Origin of the sequence: Hymenobacter lapidiphilus (assembly GCF_013377885.1) — a bacterium.
Lineage (GTDB): Bacteria > Bacteroidota > Bacteroidia > Cytophagales > Hymenobacteraceae > Hymenobacter > Hymenobacter lapidiphilus.
On the sequence record NZ_JABKAU010000030.1, the window covers coordinates 24,482 to 41,050 of the forward strand.

A 16,569-nucleotide genomic window follows, 5' to 3' on the forward strand; every position below is an offset into this window, starting at 1 on the left:
GCGCCCTTTTTCTATTCTTTCTCACGTCCTGTTTCTTCTATGCAACCACTCTCTACTCTTTTACAACGGGCCTGGCGGCCGCTGTTGGCCGGCTCGGCCCTGCTGCTTGCCGGGGCACCGGTAGCGCAGGCCCAGCGCGTACTGTGGGCCAATGCGACGCGAGTGCCGGCCCAGGCCCGCGCCGCCACACAGGCCCTCACCCACTTCCGGACGGTGGATTTTCAGCTGGACGCCATCCGCGACGTTCTGCAAACTGCCCCGCTGGAGCGTACCGGCAACCGGGGTCCGGCCACGGTTATTTCGCTGCCCCTGCCCAACGGCACTTCGCAGCGGTTTCGGGTAGAACAGGTGCCGGTGCTGGCTCCGGCGCTGGCCGCCCGCTACCCCAGCATCCGCACCTACCTGGCCCAGGGCCTCGACGACCCTTCGGCTACGGCCCGCCTCGACGTAACGCCCGCCGGCTTCCATGCCCAGATTCTGGCCGCCGGCTACACGGTGTACATCGACCCGGCCGCCAAAGGCAGCAGCACCCACCTCGTGTTCGAGCGGCGCAATATGCTGATGCCGGCCTTTACGTGTGCCGTGGCTTCGCCCGATGGCACCGAGCCGGAAGTGACGCTGACTACCGCTCAGCGGGCAGCCGTAGCCAACGGTGCCACCCTGCGCACCTACCGGCTGGCGCTGGCCGCCACGGCCGAGTACTCGGCTTTCCATGGCGGTACCGTGGAGTCGGTGATGGCGGCTATGGCTACCTCCATGAACCGGGTAAACGGCATCTATGAGCGGGAAGTGGCTGTGCGCATGGTGATAGTGCCCAAAAACGAAGCACTGATTTTCTTCGATGCCGACACCGACCCGTACACCAACAACAGCGGGACTGCCATGCTCAACCAGAACCAAACCACGGTGGATGAGCTCATCGGCAACGCGAACTACGACATCGGCCACGTGTTCAGCACCAACGGCGGGGGCGTGGCCCAGAAGCCTTCGGTGTGCATAAACTCGGGTAAGGCCCGGGGCGTAACGGGCACCACCAGCCCCATCGGCGACGCCTTCGATGTGGACTATGTGGCCCACGAAATAGGCCACCAATTCGGCGGCGACCACACGTTCAATGGTACCATCGGCTCGTGCAGCGGCGGCAACCGGGCCGCTTCCTCGGCCTACGAGCCGGGCTCGGGCACCACCATTATGGCCTACGCCGGCATCTGCGGAGCCGATAACACGCAGCCCAACTCCGACGCGTTCTTCCACTCGCGCAGCTTCGACCAGATTGTAGCGCACATCAGCCGGGCGCAGGACTGCTCGGCCACTACGGCCACCGGCAACGCGGCCCCGGTCGTGAATGCCGGCCGCAACTACGCCATTCCGCTGCGCACCCCCTTCACGCTCACCGGCTCGGCCACCGACCCCAACAACGACGCCCTCACCTACTCGTGGGAGCAGTACAACCTGGGGCCGGCCGGTGCGCCCAACGCTCCCTCGGGCGATGCGCCGCTGTTCCGGGTTTTCGCCCCCACTGCCAGCCCTTCGCGTACTTTCCCGCGCCTCGCTGACATCCTCAACAACACCCAGACCCGCGGCGAATTGCTACCCTCTTATGGGCGGCGTCTCATTTTCCGCCTCGTAGCCCGCGACAACCGGGCCGGTGGCGGCGGGGTCGATTACGACTCGATGAACGTGGTGGTAGTGCCCACGGCCGGTCCATTTGTCGTAACGGCTCCTAACTCGGCCAACACTTCGTGGCTTGTAGGCGCTCCTCAGCAGGTAAGCTGGAATGTGGCTAACACCACCCAGGCTCCTATCAGCGCCACCAACGTAGACGTGCTACTCTCCACCGATGGCGGCCTGACGTTCCCGACCACGCTGCTGGCCAACACGCCCAACGACGGCTTTGAAACCCTGACGCTGCCAGCCAGCGTGGCGGCTACCACGCAGGCCCGCATTAAGGTGCAGGCCACGGGCGGTATCTTCTTTGATGTATCGGACAACAACTTCAAGATTGAGGTGCCCGCCGGGCCGACCTTCTTCCTGCAGGGCCCGGCCGGGGCAGCCGGCACGCTGAGCTTCTGCGCCGGCAACTCGGGCACAGTAGCCCTCACCGTGGGCCAACTCCAGGGCTTTACGGGCCAGGTAACGCTGGCGGCCACCAACCTACCGGCCGGCGTAACGGTTACGTTCCCGGCTGCTACGGTAGCCGCCGGCACCAGCACTACGGCCACTATCACTTCGGCCGGCACAACAGTTTCGGGCACCTACACGCTGCAGCTGACGGGGGTCAGTGGCGGCACCACCCGCACGCTCGATGTACTGCTGACCATTCTGCCGGGCATTACGCAGGCCCCGACCGTAACGGCCCCGGCCACCGGCAGCACCCGCACCAGCCTGCGCCCGGCTATTTCCTGGACACCGGCACCCAATGCCACGGGCTACGAAGTACAGCTGGCGCTTGATGCCGCCTTCACGACGGGCGTCATTACGCAGGCTATCAGCCCAACCAACACGTTTGTACCCAACCAGCTGCAGGCTTCCACCCAGTACTTTGTGCGGGTACGGGCGCTCAGCGGCTGCGGCGCGGGGTCTTACTCGGCCGTTATCAGCTTCACGACCGGCACCCAGACCTGCCAGACGCTGGCGGCCACCAACGTGCCGCTCACTATTTCGGCCACGGGCACTTCTACCATCACCTCTATTATTGCCGTCAGCAACACCAACCGCGCCTCCAACATCCGGGTGCGCAACCTGGCCATCACCCACCCCGACGTGAGTGAGCTGGAAATTTCGCTGACCAACCCGGCCGGCCGCCGCGTGGTGCTGTTCTCGCGCATTTGCCCCGGCACCGGCAACCTGAGCCTGAGCTTCGACGATGCGGCCACGGCGGCGCTGGCCTGCCCGCTGGTGGCCGGCAGCACAGTGCGCCCTTTTAACTCGCTCGGCGAACTGCTCAATTCGCCCGCCAACGGCAACTGGACGCTCACCATCACCGACAACACGCCCGGCAACGGCGGCACGCTCACGGGCTGGAGTCTGGAAGTGTGTACTTCAGATGAGTTGCCCCTGGCTCCTACCTCGCTAACGGCCCTGTCTCCGGTGGCCACCGCCACGGGTGCCGACATCGACCTGCTCTGGCTTGATAACGCCACCAACGAAACCGGCTACGAGATTGAGCGGGCCCTGGGTACGGCCGGCACTTACACCCGTATTGGCACCGTAGCCGCCGGCACCACCTTCTTCACCGATAAGGTGACGACCAACGGCCAGTTCTGCTACCGCGTGCGGGCCATCAACACGGCCGGCGCCTCCGACTACTCGAACCAAGCCTGCCAGACGGTTTCGGTGATTACGCGCGCCGTAGCCGCCGCGCTGCAGGGCATTGAGGTGTCGCCGAACCCCAGCACCGGCCTGTTCCGGGTGCGCATCGGCAACGACCAGCGCGGCCCCGTTACGCTGCGCGTAACCGACGCCGTGGGCCGCCTGGTGCAAACCCAGACGCTGACCAAAGGCGCGGCCGAGCTGCAAACCAGCCTCGACCTGAGCCCCCTCGGCACCGGTATCTACCAGCTGCACCTCGACCTGCCCAACGGCACGAGCGTCGTGCGCCTGCTGAAGCAATAAGCTTTTTAGGGCTTAGGGCTTAGAAAAAACGGTCATCCCCGCCTGCTGGCGAGGGATGACCGTTTTTTTGTGGGCTTTTGAGCGACCGGCAGCCAGTGAGGTAGCGCTGCTGTTGCGGCGGTAGCAGTAAACAACTGAAATACTGGGGCCAGCTGCTGCAAATGGGCCGAAGGGCAGGCTAGAAAACGATGCGCACCGTTACCGTGTCCAAGGCGGCCGCATCGATTTGTTTTCTAAACTCCGTGACAACGGTTGGCGAGCTGGTATAGTCGCTGATTACCCAGTAGATATTTTTCGTAAGGTGAGCCAAGCCATAACGGATAAAAGTAGTGTCGCCCGGAAAGTTGATCCGGTCGCCATCACCCTCGTACCCCGACACGTACATTGACACCCGGCTTTTGGGCGGCTCATCGACGAGCTGGATGCGCACCCAGGCCGGGGCCAGCACGGGCACGCGCACCTGCTCGTTCTTGCGGCCCGCCTTCACATCCGGGGCCCGGGTCCGGTCGGTGAAGTGGCCCAGCTCGGAAGAAGCCCGCACGATGTAGGTGGGCTCGCTCTCGGCCTCGAAGCGAAACGAAAACCGCCCCTGCCCGTCGGTGGCGTAGCTCGGGCCCACGGCCGCGAAGCCCCCGCCCCGCCCGGCCTGCTCGACCTGCACCGTGGTGCCGGCCACGGGCTGGCCTGTCACCTGGTCCACCACCTGCCCCGACACCTGCGTCGGGCCCGACTCCTGCGCGCAGCCGCTCAGCAGCAGCAGCGCGGCACTCATCGTAAAATAAACAAAATGGCGCATGATAGTAAGTTGACAGGAATACTTCAAGTATACCTCTTTCCTAAGCCGTGCAAAACCAAAAGTCGTTCTTATCAGACTTTATAAACCAATAAGGAATACGGTCATACAAGCATAGCGTCCAGTTTTCGCCTTACTATTGCGGACTTTCGAGATATTCGATTTGCCACCGACCGGATGGATGGCGCACTGCCTAAGCCCTAATGCCAATCCTAAAACCGATACCGCAGCTGGGCTTTTACATCGGAGCGGCGGTTGCCCTGGATTTCGTCGAGGCCCGAGCCGACGGTATCCTGGTGGCGGTAGTGGGTGTCGGCGTAGCGCAGCCAGAGCGTGAGGTGGCGGTTGAACTCGAACTGGGCCAGCACGTAGGTGCGGGTGCCCTGGCCGGCCAGCACCGGGATAGAAAAGGCGTAGAGCACGTCCTGCTCGAACACGTACTGGCGGGTATCGTAGTCGTCGGTATCGAAAAGGGCGTAGCGGGCCGAGAGCCGCAGGCGGCGCAGCGGCTGCACGGTTACGTCCTGGGCCAGCACGTAGCCGTGGCGGGCGGGGCCGCCGTCGTCGCGGTAGCTGCTGCCCTGCACCCGGGTACGCAGGCTGAGGCCGGGTAGCGGGTTGGTGTCATAATAGAGCAGCAGGCTGCGGCGCTGGGTGGGTACGGGCAGCGGCACGGCGCGCAGCGTGTCGGCGTCGAAGGATTTGGTGCGCTGCCTGATTTGCACGTAAAGCAGGCTGGTTTTGCTGGGGCTAAAGGTGAGGCGCATGAGCCAGTCGTGGCCGGTGCTGGGGGCGCTGGCCTGGTAGCGCAGCCACGGGAAGCTGAACCGGTCGTAGTAGGCCGAGGCCTCCCAGCGGGGCGCGGGGCGCACTTTCAGGCCCACATACAACCCGTTTTCGTTGATGTTGCGCGTATTCTCGCCGAACGCGTTGCCATACAGCGTGTGAAAGTCGCGGGCATAGTGGCGCTGCAACACCGATACATCGACGGCCGGCGAGAGGCTGGCCAGCAGGCCGTTCACGGTGCCCAGACCGCCGCCCGAGCTGCGGGCCGTTTCGCCGAACAGCAGCAGGTTGCGCCACACGTAGCTGTAGTGTGCCCCCAAAGCCAGGTTACGGTCGCCGCGCAGCTCATATTGGTTGTACAGCTCGTCGCGGCGCTGCAGGGGCTTATCGAACTGCGTATTCACGGCCGTGGCACCTATTTGCAGGTCGCCGCTCAGGCTGGTGTACTGAGCGTGGCCGCCGAGCACGGTTTCCTGCAGGGCGTTGCGGTTGGCCAGTTCGGTGGGCGTGCGGTGGAAGCCGCTCAGCTGCAAGCCCGACGTGAACTCCCGAAACTCGGCCAGCGAATCCTGGGCCTGCTGCAGTGAGGCATCGACCCGCTTGCGCGAGCCGAATACGGTGGCCCGCACCGTGGGCGTAACGGCCACGGTGGCCGCCGCGCCCCGAAAAAACGAGTTTTCGAGTACCGAGGCGTAGGGCCGCACGCCCACCGAGCTGCGGCGTACGGTGGTAATAGTTTCGGCCCCCTTGCCCACCACAAACCCCGACGACAGCAGCAGGCCCTGCCCGAACTGCAGCTGATAGTCACCCAGCGCCAGCGTTTTCAGCCGCCCCCGCTCCTGCACCACGAAGTGGGCCGAGTAAAAGTCGGCCCCGTAGCGCTGGGTTTTGGGGCTCCAGATGAGCTGCTCGCCGGCGTCTTTTTCGGCCGTGAAGCCCAGGCTGAAATCCCGGCTCCGGCTCACGCGGTAGCGCAACAGCATTTTATCAGGCGAGCCCAGGTAGCGGGTGGCGGGGCGGCCGGTGCTGGTGGTATCGGCGCGGCTGTAGCCGGGGCGGCCCTGCACGGTACGCTCGTAGCGCAGAAACAAGGCGTTGTTTTCTTCGTGGGCGATGCGTTGCCACAGGTTGCCGCGGGCCGCGTTGGGGTCCGTCGTCAGCACCGCTACAAAGGGCGCAATGCGGTAAATGGTGCGCAAATCGAAGCCCTCGATACTTTGCAGCTCATAAAAACTCAGCAACGGGCCGGTACGCTGGCGGTGCTCCAGCAGGTTCGTTATCTGGGTTTCGGAGAGCAGCAGTAGGCTCCGCAGCTCGTCGCGGGTGGCGGTGTTCAGGCTGACGGGCGTCTGATAGTAGAGCAGCAGCGTTTCGTAGAGGTCCTCGTAGGCCACGCTGCTTTCGTCGCTCTGGATTTCGGCAAACAGCTCCTGCGTCAGCCGGTCGAGGTCGGGCACGGGCGGGCGTGGGTACTCCTGGGCGCGGGCAGCGGTGGCCCCGAGCAGCAGCCCGACCGCGAGCAGCAGCGCGGGTAGCGGCCGCACCAACGGGCGGCGGCGCGGTGGGCGCGGCTTCATGGCTTGCCGGCTTTTTCCCACACGTAGGCGGCGCTCAGCTGCTGGCTCAGGCCCAGCGCCTCGTGCCAGCCGGCGGCGTAGTCAATGCGGAACGCGCCCGTGCGCAGGCCCAGGCCGCCCGTGAGCTGGCTGGTGAGCGTGCTCAAGCCGGCCCGCAGCGCCAGGGCGGGCAGGGGCTGGTATTCGAGGCCGGCCTTAAAGTCGGCATCCTGCTCCACGTCTTTCTCGGTTTCCAGCAGCAATAGCACCTTTTCGGCGGGCCGCCAGGCAAGGCCGGCGCGCAGCACGGTGGGCACCCGCTCATCCTGGTACTCGGCCAGCCGGGCCTGATTGAGGTTGTAGAGCGTGGCCCCAAACGTGAGCTTGCGCGGAATAATATCGGCCTGCCCGCCCAGCGAAGCGGCCACCGCCCGGCGGCTACCGAGGCCCTGGATACTGGTTTGCAGCACCTCTACCCGCGCCCCTACCCGCACGGTACCCAGCTGGTAGCCGTAGCCCAGCCCCACCCGCTGCTCGGAGTACAGCGTGCCCCCAAACCGCTGGGCTGTAACGCCCACCGTGCCGTAGCGCGGCGCATCGGCCCCGGCTACGGTGGCCGCCACGCCCGCCACTGGTGCGGCCGTAGCATCGGGGCGGCGGAAACCAATGGGCACGGCCACCACCAACGACACAGTATTGAGTGAGGGCAGCAGGTAGCGGTTTTCGGCGGCCACGCCCACTGTGGGTCGGCTCAGCTGCCCCAACGCGGCGGCGTTGCTGGCCCCGGCCCAGCCATCGGTTTCCAGCACCGACCCAACCTGGCCTAGTGCGGCCGAGCGGGCACCCCACAGACCTTGAGCACGGGATACAAGCGGCAGCCCGGCCAGCAGAACTACCAGAAAGTAGAGTTTCACCATCGGGCAGCCATTAAGCAGTTGAACTGCTGGAAAGTAGCCACTCTATTCGGTTACTGCAAATTCGATAGGCTTATTCCCTTAAAAATTTATTCGATAGAAGTAGCTTGCCTGTTGAGTGGTTGCGAATAAGTAACCGTAGCAAAAAAGGCAGTCATGCTCTATCAGCACGCCGTAGGGGCGGGGCTTGCCCCCGCCCGCCGTTATAACGGCCTTATTGTGTATCGTTCAACGGCGGGCGGGGGCAAGCCCCGCCCCTACATCGACCTCCGCAACCTAGGCTGCTTAGTAGCCATCAGACAGCTTGGTTCAACACTAGAAAGGACCTTACCCTGCCAGAACGGCCACAATGATGGCTCGTTTCAGCAGGGTAAGGTCCTTTCTCCGGCTTACAATGACAGCTTGTTTTTTTGAGCCGGGATACTTCCTTCGGAGTGTTAAATCTCCACTTTCAGCGTGGCGGGGCGGGAGGTTTGCTCGAACAGCTCGCCGTGCGGAATGATGGTAATCTGGCCATATTCCTGCAGCAGCTTGCGGTAGGCGGCGGCTACGGGCCGGGGGTTGCGGTCCATATCGAACAGGCCACAGGCGTTGACGGTACCTTCCTTTACCTCCAGACCCCGGTTCCAGTCGACCTGATCAATGAGCGAATACCAGGTGAAGCCGAGCACCGGCACCCCGATTTTGCGCATCTGCAGGATGTTTACCCACTGCTTCCAGAGCCAAGCCGGGGCCTCGTCGGGATTGAAGATGTTGGTTTCGGTGTGCATGACCGGCTTGCGGTAGCGCAGGTAGTAATCGTGGGTGATATTGAACCAGCCCATCACGTCGGACGCCACCAGCACCTCCCCATCGGGCAGAATCATCCGCTCGTTGCGGCCGTAGTAGTCGTTGCCCATGATCTGGTATCCCGGAGGCTCGCCGACCATGAACCAGTCGTATTCTTCCTGGGTAAGGCCGTTTTTGCGCAGATAAGAGAACACCTCGCCGTCGGGATGGTGGGCGTACAGCAGGTCGAGGGCCAGGAAACGCAGCTTGTTTTCCAGCTGAATGTGAGGCGTGCGCTCGGTGCGCAGCTCGTGGGTGTACTCGGCCGATTCGCTCTGCACGATCACGCAGTCGGGGCGGTGCTTGGCAATCTGCTGGTTGCCCATAATGGAGGCCGCCACCATGTGCTTGATGGCCGTCACGAAGGCTTTATCCGACTGCAGCTGCTCGTTCCAGATGCCGTCTTTAGCACTCAGCTTGGCCGTAACGTAGATTTCGTTGATGGGCGTGTAGTAGCGCACCCAGGGGTAGCGTTCGGCCACGGCCCCGCAGTATTCGGCAAAATGCACCGGTAGCTCGGGGTTCTGGAAATTCCCTAGCCAGTCGGGTACCCCGAAGTGCATCAAGTCGAGGATGGGCGTGATTTCCAGCCGCTGGATTTCGGCCATTACTTTGTCGGCAAACTCCCAGTCGTACTCGCCGGGGCCCTTGTGCATGCTGTAGTAGGGCAGCCCGTAGCGCAGCACTTTCAGGCCCATATCCTGCACCAGCTGCAGGTCTTTCTTCCAATGCTCGTAGTGGCCACACTCTTCCAGCAGGTCGCGGCGCACTTTGCCGTGTTCGATGGTGGGGTACGAGCACTCGATGCCGGTGGCAAACATGAAGTTGCCCGGTGTGCCGGTGGGCAGGCCCTGGCCCGAAGTGCCGCTGGCCCCCCCATGTTCGTCGCCCTCGTAGTTGCCACTACCGAAGTGTTCTTTAATTCCCGTCAGAAAGGATTCAGCCATATATTCAAAAGGGTGTAAGCACGCGCAATCAGGCAGCGCGCTGGGTAGTACGCACGATTAACCGCCTGGGGCCAATTTGTTCCCGAATTAGGTAACAGCCGGACTGGCCGGACTGTCGGGGCCGGGCGTAGTGGCCTCCACAAACTCGCCAAACGCCAGGTATTCCGCATAGCGGGCATCGTATGCCGCCGTCCGCGCCGGGTCGGGCGTGTACGCTTCCAAAAAGCCGCTGCCCATGGCTTGCTGGGCCGCTTCTACGCTGGGGTGGCAGCCGGCAGCCACGGCTGCGTACATGGCCGCGCCCAGGGCCGGCACCTGCTCCGAAGCGGCCACCACAATGCGCCGGCCGAGCACATCGGCCAGCGTCTGCATCAAATAGTCCGATTTTTTAGCCACCCCGCCAATGGCAATAATCTGCCGGATGGCTACGCCCTCGCTCTCGAACCGCTCCAGAATATGGCGCGAGCCGTAGCATAATGCCTCCACCAGGGCCCGGAATATCTCGGGGGCGCTGCTGCCCATGGTCAGGTTGCGGAGCGCGCCCTGCAAGTGGTGGTTGGCATCGGGCGTGCGGCGGCCGTTCACCCAGTCGAGGGCCAATACGGGGCTTTGTGTGAAGGGCAGGGCCTGGGCCGCTTCGGTGAGCAACTGCAGCAAGTTGTCTTCGGCTTCCTGCCGCAGCTCCTCACGCTGCTTGTCACTGAGGCTGGGGGCACGAGCCAGCACGGCCGCCAGCGGCCAGCCGAGTAGCTCCTCAAACCAGGCCAACAGGTCGCCGAAGGCCGATTGGCCGGCCTCCAGGCCCACCAGCCCCGGCACTACCGAGCCTTCCACCTGCCCACAGATGCCGGCTATGGGTGGCCGGCCAGCGAGGTCAGCAGGTGGCACCACCACAATGTCGCAGGTACTGGTGCCCATCACTTTTACCAGCGTGTAGGGCGTGATGCCGGCCCCTACCCCACCGGCATGAGCATCCACGGTGCCCACAGCTACCACGGTTTCGGGACGCAGGCCCAGTTTTGCGGCCCACTCAGGGCTCAAGGAGCCGGCGGCTTCGTCGGCAGGGTACGTATGCTCGTAAAGGCGGGCACGCAGGCCAGCCAGCTTGGGTTCGAGCTGGGTCAGGAATTTCTCGGCGGGCAGCCCGTTCCATTCGGGGTGCCACATGGCTTTGTGGCCCGCAGCGCAGCGGCTGCGCTTGAGCTCGGCCAGGGGCTGCCCGGTGAGCTCCAGTGTCAGCCAGTCGCAGTGTTCCAGCCACGAGTGCGCCGCCCGGACCACCCGTTCGTTGTGGCGGGTGATGCGCGTGATTTTCGACCAGAACCACTCCGACGAGTACACGCCACCCGAATACTTCGTGTAGTCGGGGCCGCCCCAAGAGCGGGCCAGCTGGTTGATTTCTTCGGCTTCGGCCACGGCGGTGTGGTCTTTCCAGAGGATGAACAGCGCATCGGGCTCGGCGGCAAATTCAGGTAGCAGCCCCAGTGCCCGACCCTGCTCGTTTACCGGGCCGGGCGTGGAGGCGGTGGCATCCACGGCCAGGGCCACGATTTGCGCCGGGTCATCGACCAGGGCCACCACCTCGCGCACCACTTCGGTAAGGCCTTCGAGATGGTCGAGTGGGTGCTGGCGGAACTGGTTGAGGTCGGGGTCGCAGAACTCGCCAGCGTCCCAGCGCGGGAAGGGCCGCACGGCCTCGGCCACCTCGCGGCCGGTAGCCACGTCAACCAATAGCGCGCGCACCGAGCTGGTACCAAAATCGAGGCCGATAACGTATTGTGGGCTGGTTGGCATAGCGTGGCAGAAGTGGTGGGAGGGCCTCAACATACGACTTCCAACGGCAAAACGACGCAAAAAGCCCCTGCTGCCGGGTGGCAACGGGGGCTTGAAGAACTTCTGTAGGGGCAGGGCTTGTCCCTGCCCGCCATCAAACGATTATCGTTGAAACGGTGTGAACGGCGGGCGGGGACAAGCCCCGCCCCTACAGCAGACAGATAATGTGGTTAGCCAACGTGGCGCTTCGCCTTAAAGGGCAACGGTGTCCTTGCTCTTCTTGCGCTTGATTTTAGTTTTACCGCCGTCGTCGGTCTTCATCTTCATTTTCTCCACATCGCTCATATCGGTACCCATGTTGCTGTTCATGGCCGAAGCGGCGCCCACACCGGGGTTGGGGCCGTTGTTTTGCAGCGTCATTTCGTCTACGAGGTGCTTGGCACCACCCAGCTTCTCAACGCACCACAGCACGTAGCGGATATCCACGTTGATGCAGCGCTTGAGCTCGGGGTCGTAGGCCAGGTCGCCGGTCATGGCTTCCCAGTTGCCATCGAAGGCCAGGCCAATCAGTTCGCCGCGGCCGTTGATGACGGGCGAGCCGGAGTTGCCACCGGTGATGTCGTTATCGGTAATGAAGCCCACGGGCAGGTTGCCGTCCTTGTCGGCATAGCGGCCGTAGTCTTTGGCCTTCAGCAGCGCCAGCTCCTTGGCGGGCACCACAAACTCAGGGTTGGTGGGGTCTTCCTTCTCCAGGATGCCCTGGGCCGTGGTTTTGTATTCGTAATGCACGGCGTCGCGGCCGTTGTAGGGGCGCACAGTGCCGTAGCTCAGGCGGATGGTCGAGTTAGCATCGGGCGAGTACACTTTCTGGCTGTTCTTCTCGCGCAGCGCGGCTACGTACAGACGGTTGGCGCGGCCCAAACCGGCCTGCGAGGCCTGCAGTTTAGGGGCAATGTTCTGCACGTAATTCGAGTACACCGACTGATAGGTTTTGTAGGCCGGGTCGGCTTCGAGCTTGGCCAGCGTGGGGTTGGCCAGGAAGGCGTTTACCTTGGCTTCCGAGGTCAGGAAGGAGTTGCTGAACACGTAATCGGCGTACTTGCTCATCGAGCCACCGTATTGCTTTTTCACCGTGGCAAACACATCGGGCTGCTGGGCAGCGGGCACGTCCTGCATGTACAGGTTCAGCAGGGCCGCAAACACCTTTTTGTCGGTGGGGGCGCTGTAGTCCTTGAAGTAGTCTTTCACCGGCTCGGCCAGGGCCTCGGTGGCCTTGCTGATGGCGCCTTTGTCGCCGCTTTTGAGGGCGTTGGCCAGCGGCATCATGCGGGCAGAAAGGGTTACGATTTCGGTGCCGAAAGCGCCTTCGTTCACGTACTGGCTGCTCAGGTTATACTGGCGCTGCACTTTGTAGGCTTCCTCAATAGTACCCAGCGCCTCGCCGTACTGCTGCTGGCGGGCGGGGTCCTGGGCAATCCACTGGGCCAGGGCCACTTCCTCGGCTTTCTTGGTATCCACGGTTTTCAGGCGCTTCATACCCTCATTCTGACCGATGAAATACTTCCAGTAGTTGGCGATGTTGGCGTACTTGCTGGCGTACTGCAGGCGCAGATCAGGATTCTTGTCCATGTCGGCCTTCCAGATTTTGAGGCGCGTGTCGCGGAGCTTGATGCGGGCCGGGTTGCTTTCGTCGAGCGTGAGCTGCAGGCCGGCGGCGGGCAAAAAGCGCTGGGTGCGGCCGGGGAAGCCGAACACCATGGCGAAGTCGCCTTCCTGGACACCTTGCATGGCTACGGGCAGGTGCTTTTTGGGCACGTAGGGGATGTTGCCATCCTGGGTGCCGGCGGTGGGCTTGTTGTTTTTGTCGGCATACACCCGGAACATCGAGAAGTCGCCGGTGTGGCGGGGCCACATCCAGTTGTCGGTGTCGCCGCCGAACTTACCCACGGCCTCGGGCGGAGCACCCACTAAGCGCACGTCGCCGAAGCGCTGGTAAATGAACAGGTAGTACTCGTTACCGCCGAACATGTCGCGCACGTAGGCTACGTACTGGCCGTTTTCTTTGGCGGCCTCGGCGGTTTCGCGCTGGCGCTTTTGGATGGTGGCCATGCGCTCGGCTTCGGGCGTGGCGGGCGTAATGCCTTCCAGCATCTTGGCCGTCACGTCTTCCATGCGCACCAGAATATCCACAAACAGGCCGGGGTTCTTCTTCTCGTCGGCCTTGGTGGCGGCGTAGAACCCGTTCTGCAGGATGTTGTCCTGGGGCGTGCTGTTGCTCTGGATGGCGTCGTAGCCGCAGTGGTGGTTGGTGAGTAGCAGGCCCTGGGAGCTCACGAACTCGCCGGTGCAGAAACCGCCGAGCTGCACCACGGCATCTTTCAGCGAAGCGTTGTTGACATCGTAGATTTCTTCGGCCGTCAGCTTGAGGCCCTTCTTCTGCATGTCGGCCTGGTTGAGGCGCTTTATGAACATGGGGAGCCACATGCCCTCATCGGCCCGGGCCGTGAAGGGTAACAGCAGCGTCAGCAGCAGGGCTTTGGCCCAATGGTTGGTGCGCATAAGTAAAGTGATGGGTGGGAAATACGTTTGGGCGAAGTTACTGTATATCCTTTTGAGGTTTTCTCGCAGAGGTTCGCGGAGGTATTCGCAGAGGTTAAAAAGCAGGACCTCCCTTTACCTCTGCTAAAAAACAACATCAGCCCGTACCTTTAACCAACCATGACCTACCTGTTCCGCCAACTGCTGCTGGGGTTGCTGTGGGTGTACCGCCACCTGATTTCGCCACTCAAGCCGCCCAGCTGCCGGTTCGTGCCCACCTGCTCGGCCTACGCCGTGGAGGCCATCGAAAAGCACGGCCCCTGGCGCGGCGGCCGGCTGGCCCTGCGCCGCATCGGCCGCTGCCACCCCTGGGGCAGCTTCGGCCACGACCCGGTTCCGTAGTCAACCTGAGTTGGGGAGGGCGCACGGCGGGCGGGGACAAGCCCCGCCCGCCGTGCGCCCTCCCCAACTCAGCTAACAGCTGAAAAAGTATATAGTGTGCTGGTGCGCAACGTGTCGCCGGGGCGCAGAATGGTACTGGGGAAATTGGGGTGGTTGGGGGAGTCGGGGAAGTGCTGGGTTTCGAGGCAGAAACCGGCGTGTTTCCCATATACCCGGCCGTTTTTGCCCGTCAGGCTGCCATCGAGGAAGTTGCCGGAGTAGAACTGCACACCAGGCTGGTCGGTGTGTACTTCCAGCGCGCGGCCCGAAACCGGCTCGTATACACGGGCCACCGGGCGCATTCCCTGGCCATTGAGCACCCAGTTGTGGTCGTAGCCGCCGGGCGGCGGACCGAGCACCCGGGCAATGCGCGCCCCGATGGTGTTGGCCTGCCGGAAATCCATGGGCGTGCCCGCCACCGGCCGCAGTTCCCCGGTCGGAATCAACTGGTCATCGACTGCCGTGTACTTATCAGCGTTCAGCAGCAGCTCGTGAGCCAGCACATCCGGGTTCTGGCCGGCGCTCAGGTTGAAGTAGCTGTGGTTGGTGAGGTTGACCGGCGTGGCCTGGTCGGTAGTGGCAGTGTAGTCGATGCGCAGCGCATTGTCGTGGGTAAGCGTGTAGACAACGGTTACGGCCAGGTTGCCGGGGTAGCCTTCTTCACCGTCCGGGCTGGTGTAGTGGAGCGCGAGTGTCTGGCCAGCGGCCGAGGTACCGGGCGTGGCCTGCCACACCACTTTATCGAAGCCGCGCTGGCCGCCGTGCAGGTGGTGCGGGCCGTCGTTCGTGGCCAGTGGGTACTCCTTCCCATCGAGCGTAAAGCGGCCCCGGGCAATACGGTTGCCGTAACGCCCAATCAGGGCTCCGAAGTAGGGCGACTCGTGGGGCGGGCGGCGCTGGTAGTCGCTCAGGGTGTCGAAACCCAGCACCACGTCGCCGGGGCGGCCGGCCCGGTCGGGTACCAGCAGGCGTGTGATTATGCCGCCGTAGTTGGTGATGGCCGCTTGCATGCCATGGGCATTCTGCAGCGTGAAGAGCCGCACGTCCGTCCCGTCGGCAGTTTCACCGAACTGAATGGATTTGGGAGCGGCGGGTTGGTTGGCAGGAGTCGAGGAAAAAGCCATCGGCGAAAAAACAGCCGGCCCTGGCCGGCGTACACAAAACGAAAGCGGCCGCACCGGCCGGTAGCGCTACAACGCAGCGGGCCGCCCGGCGTTGCGCCCCCAACGCCCGCCTCCCCAACAGATACCCTTGCGGCGGCAGACTCGTATAGCGTGGTTCGGTGTTGCCTTCGGGTAGCTCATTGCTCTCTTTTCCTTTCTTGAATTATACTCTGCATGCGCGCATTCCTTTTTGTCCCCGCTCTGGCCGCAACCCTGATTAGTGGCTGTTCCGAAGCCCAAACCAATCAATCCGAAGGTTCCTCCATGGCCTCCGAAACCACCGGCCAGTCGGAACAGGATGGTAAAAAGGGCAAAAAGGGTAAGGCCACCGATATTGCCAATCTCACGCAGGTAGGTAAGATGGACGAAGTACCCGAAAGCTCCGGCCTGGCCCTCACGGGCGAAAACGGCACCTTTTTTACTCACGGCGACGACGGCAACCAGCCTATTCTTTATAAGATTGATACCGAAGGCGAAGTACTGGCCCGGATCGAGGTGGCCGTGAAAAGCCAGGACTGGGAAAGCGTAACGCGCGACAACACGGGCAACGTGTACATTGGCGACGTGGGCAACAACAACAACGACCGCAAGAACCTGGTCATCTACCGCCTCAACCCGCTTAACCCGCAAATCGTCCAGGAAATCAAGCTCAAGTACCCCGACCAGACGGAGTTTGCGCCCAAGAAGAAGGACCGCAACTTCGACTGCGAAGCCACGCTCTGGCACGACGGGCAGGTGTACCTGTTTACCAAAGACCGGGGCCGGGGCGAAACCAGCAAGGTGTACACCGTGCCCGACCAGCCCGGCTCTTACACGGCCCAGCTACGCACCAAACTGGCCATTCCGGGCCAGGTAACCGATGCGGCCCTGAGCCCCGACGGCCGCCGCCTGGTGCTGCTGGCCCGCGAAGAGATGTTTGTGTTTGAAGGCGAAAACCTGGCGGCTATTCTGAAGGCTAAACCCACTCAGATTTCGCTTAAGGGCGCGGGCCAGACAGAAGGAGCTGTTTTTACGAGTAACCAGACGCTCTACATCAGCACCGAGCAGGGCCGATTCTACACCTACCAGTTCGAGTAGCGCCAGGGTAGCCTAGGCCACCCCGGCATCCGCTGGGCTGCTTTATTGGCCAGGGCGTATTCTTTTCAGTAAATTTGACTTAGATATCCCACCATCCGACGCGGTTTTTCCGCCCGCGTCACTACCTTATTTTCCAGC

The 16,569-nt window shown here is 62.9% G+C and carries 10 protein-coding genes; 3 read left to right on the top strand and 7 right to left on the bottom strand.

Annotated elements, in window-relative coordinates; all coding sequences use genetic code 11:
• Positions 1–39: 39 nt before the first annotated feature.
• Positions 40–3,615, top strand: a complete 3,576-nt coding sequence (locus HW554_RS14760; protein ID WP_176909345.1) for a reprolysin-like metallopeptidase — start codon at positions 40–42, stop codon at positions 3,613–3,615.
• Positions 3,616–3,793: 178 nt separating this feature from the next.
• Here the strand turns inward: HW554_RS14760 and HW554_RS14765 are convergent, their stop codons facing one another.
• From HW554_RS14765 to HW554_RS14790, 6 genes are all read right to left on the bottom strand, one after another.
• Positions 3,794–4,411, bottom strand: coding sequence for a peptidase associated/transthyretin-like domain-containing protein (locus HW554_RS14765; protein ID WP_176909346.1), 618 nt, complete (start codon positions 4,409–4,411; stop codon positions 3,794–3,796).
• A 209-nt stretch (positions 4,412–4,620) separates the two neighbouring features.
• Positions 4,621–6,771, bottom strand: a complete 2,151-nt coding sequence (locus HW554_RS14770; protein WP_176909347.1) for a helix-hairpin-helix domain-containing protein — start codon at positions 6,769–6,771, stop codon at positions 4,621–4,623.
• Positions 6,768–7,667: a hypothetical protein gene (locus HW554_RS14775; RefSeq protein WP_176909348.1), complete on the bottom strand. Its 900-nt coding sequence runs from the start codon at positions 7,665–7,667 to the stop codon at positions 6,768–6,770. The genes HW554_RS14770 and HW554_RS14775 overlap by 4 nt, the downstream gene beginning before the upstream one ends.
• Before the next feature lie 434 nt (positions 7,668–8,101).
• On the bottom strand, positions 8,102–9,439 hold the full coding sequence (locus HW554_RS14780) for a family 1 glycosylhydrolase (protein ID WP_176909349.1): 1,338 nt from the start codon (positions 9,437–9,439) through the stop codon (positions 8,102–8,104).
• Positions 9,440–9,526: 87 nt separating this feature from the next.
• A complete protein-coding gene (locus tag HW554_RS14785) occupies positions 9,527–11,266 on the bottom strand; it encodes a ribulokinase (RefSeq protein ID WP_246285294.1) in 1,740 nt (579 codons plus the stop codon).
• A gap of 198 nt (positions 11,267–11,464) precedes the next feature.
• Complete coding sequence (locus HW554_RS14790) at positions 11,465–13,771, bottom strand: S46 family peptidase (protein ID WP_176909350.1); 2,307 nt, start codon at positions 13,769–13,771, stop codon at positions 11,465–11,467.
• Positions 13,772–13,930: 159 nt separating this feature from the next.
• Between HW554_RS14790 and yidD the strand changes: the two genes are divergently transcribed.
• Positions 13,931–14,152: a membrane protein insertion efficiency factor YidD gene (gene yidD, locus HW554_RS14795; RefSeq protein ID WP_176900972.1), complete on the top strand. Its 222-nt coding sequence runs from the start codon at positions 13,931–13,933 to the stop codon at positions 14,150–14,152.
• Positions 14,153–14,220: 68 nt separating this feature from the next.
• Here yidD and HW554_RS14800 read toward each other — a convergent pair whose 3' ends face one another.
• Positions 14,221–15,315: an aldose epimerase family protein gene (locus tag HW554_RS14800; RefSeq protein ID WP_176909351.1), complete on the bottom strand. Its 1,095-nt coding sequence runs from the start codon at positions 15,313–15,315 to the stop codon at positions 14,221–14,223.
• Positions 15,316–15,528: 213 nt separating this feature from the next.
• Here HW554_RS14800 and HW554_RS14805 point away from each other — a divergent pair, with 213 nt between their 5' ends.
• Positions 15,529–16,431 carry an SdiA-regulated domain-containing protein gene (locus HW554_RS14805; protein WP_176909352.1) on the top strand — a complete coding sequence of 301 codons (903 nt, stop codon included), beginning with the start codon at positions 15,529–15,531 and terminating at the stop codon, positions 16,429–16,431.
• The last annotated feature ends 138 nt before the right edge of the window (positions 16,432–16,569 follow it).

Excerpts from the sequence above, each read along its gene's own strand:
- HW554_RS14760 (WP_176909345.1), top strand. The coding sequence starts at position 40 with ATGCAACCACTCTCTACTCTTTTACAACGGGCCTGGCGGCCGCTGTTG.
- HW554_RS14765 (WP_176909346.1), bottom strand. The coding sequence starts at position 4,411 with ATGCGCCATTTTGTTTATTTTACGATGAGTGCCGCGCTGCTGCTGCTG.
- HW554_RS14770 (WP_176909347.1), bottom strand. The coding sequence starts at position 6,771 with ATGAAGCCGCGCCCACCGCGCCGCCGCCCGTTGGTGCGGCCGCTACCC.
- HW554_RS14775 (WP_176909348.1), bottom strand. The coding sequence starts at position 7,667 with ATGGTGAAACTCTACTTTCTGGTAGTTCTGCTGGCCGGGCTGCCGCTT.
- HW554_RS14780 (WP_176909349.1), bottom strand. The coding sequence starts at position 9,439 with ATGGCTGAATCCTTTCTGACGGGAATTAAAGAACACTTCGGTAGTGGC.
- HW554_RS14785 (WP_246285294.1), bottom strand. The coding sequence starts at position 11,266 with ATGTTGAGGCCCTCCCACCACTTCTGCCACGCTATGCCAACCAGCCCA.
- HW554_RS14790 (WP_176909350.1), bottom strand. The coding sequence starts at position 13,771 with ATGCGCACCAACCATTGGGCCAAAGCCCTGCTGCTGACGCTGCTGTTA.
- yidD (WP_176900972.1), top strand. The coding sequence starts at position 13,931 with ATGACCTACCTGTTCCGCCAACTGCTGCTGGGGTTGCTGTGGGTGTAC.
- HW554_RS14800 (WP_176909351.1), bottom strand. The coding sequence starts at position 15,315 with ATGGCTTTTTCCTCGACTCCTGCCAACCAACCCGCCGCTCCCAAATCC.
- HW554_RS14805 (WP_176909352.1), top strand. The coding sequence starts at position 15,529 with ATGCGCGCATTCCTTTTTGTCCCCGCTCTGGCCGCAACCCTGATTAGT.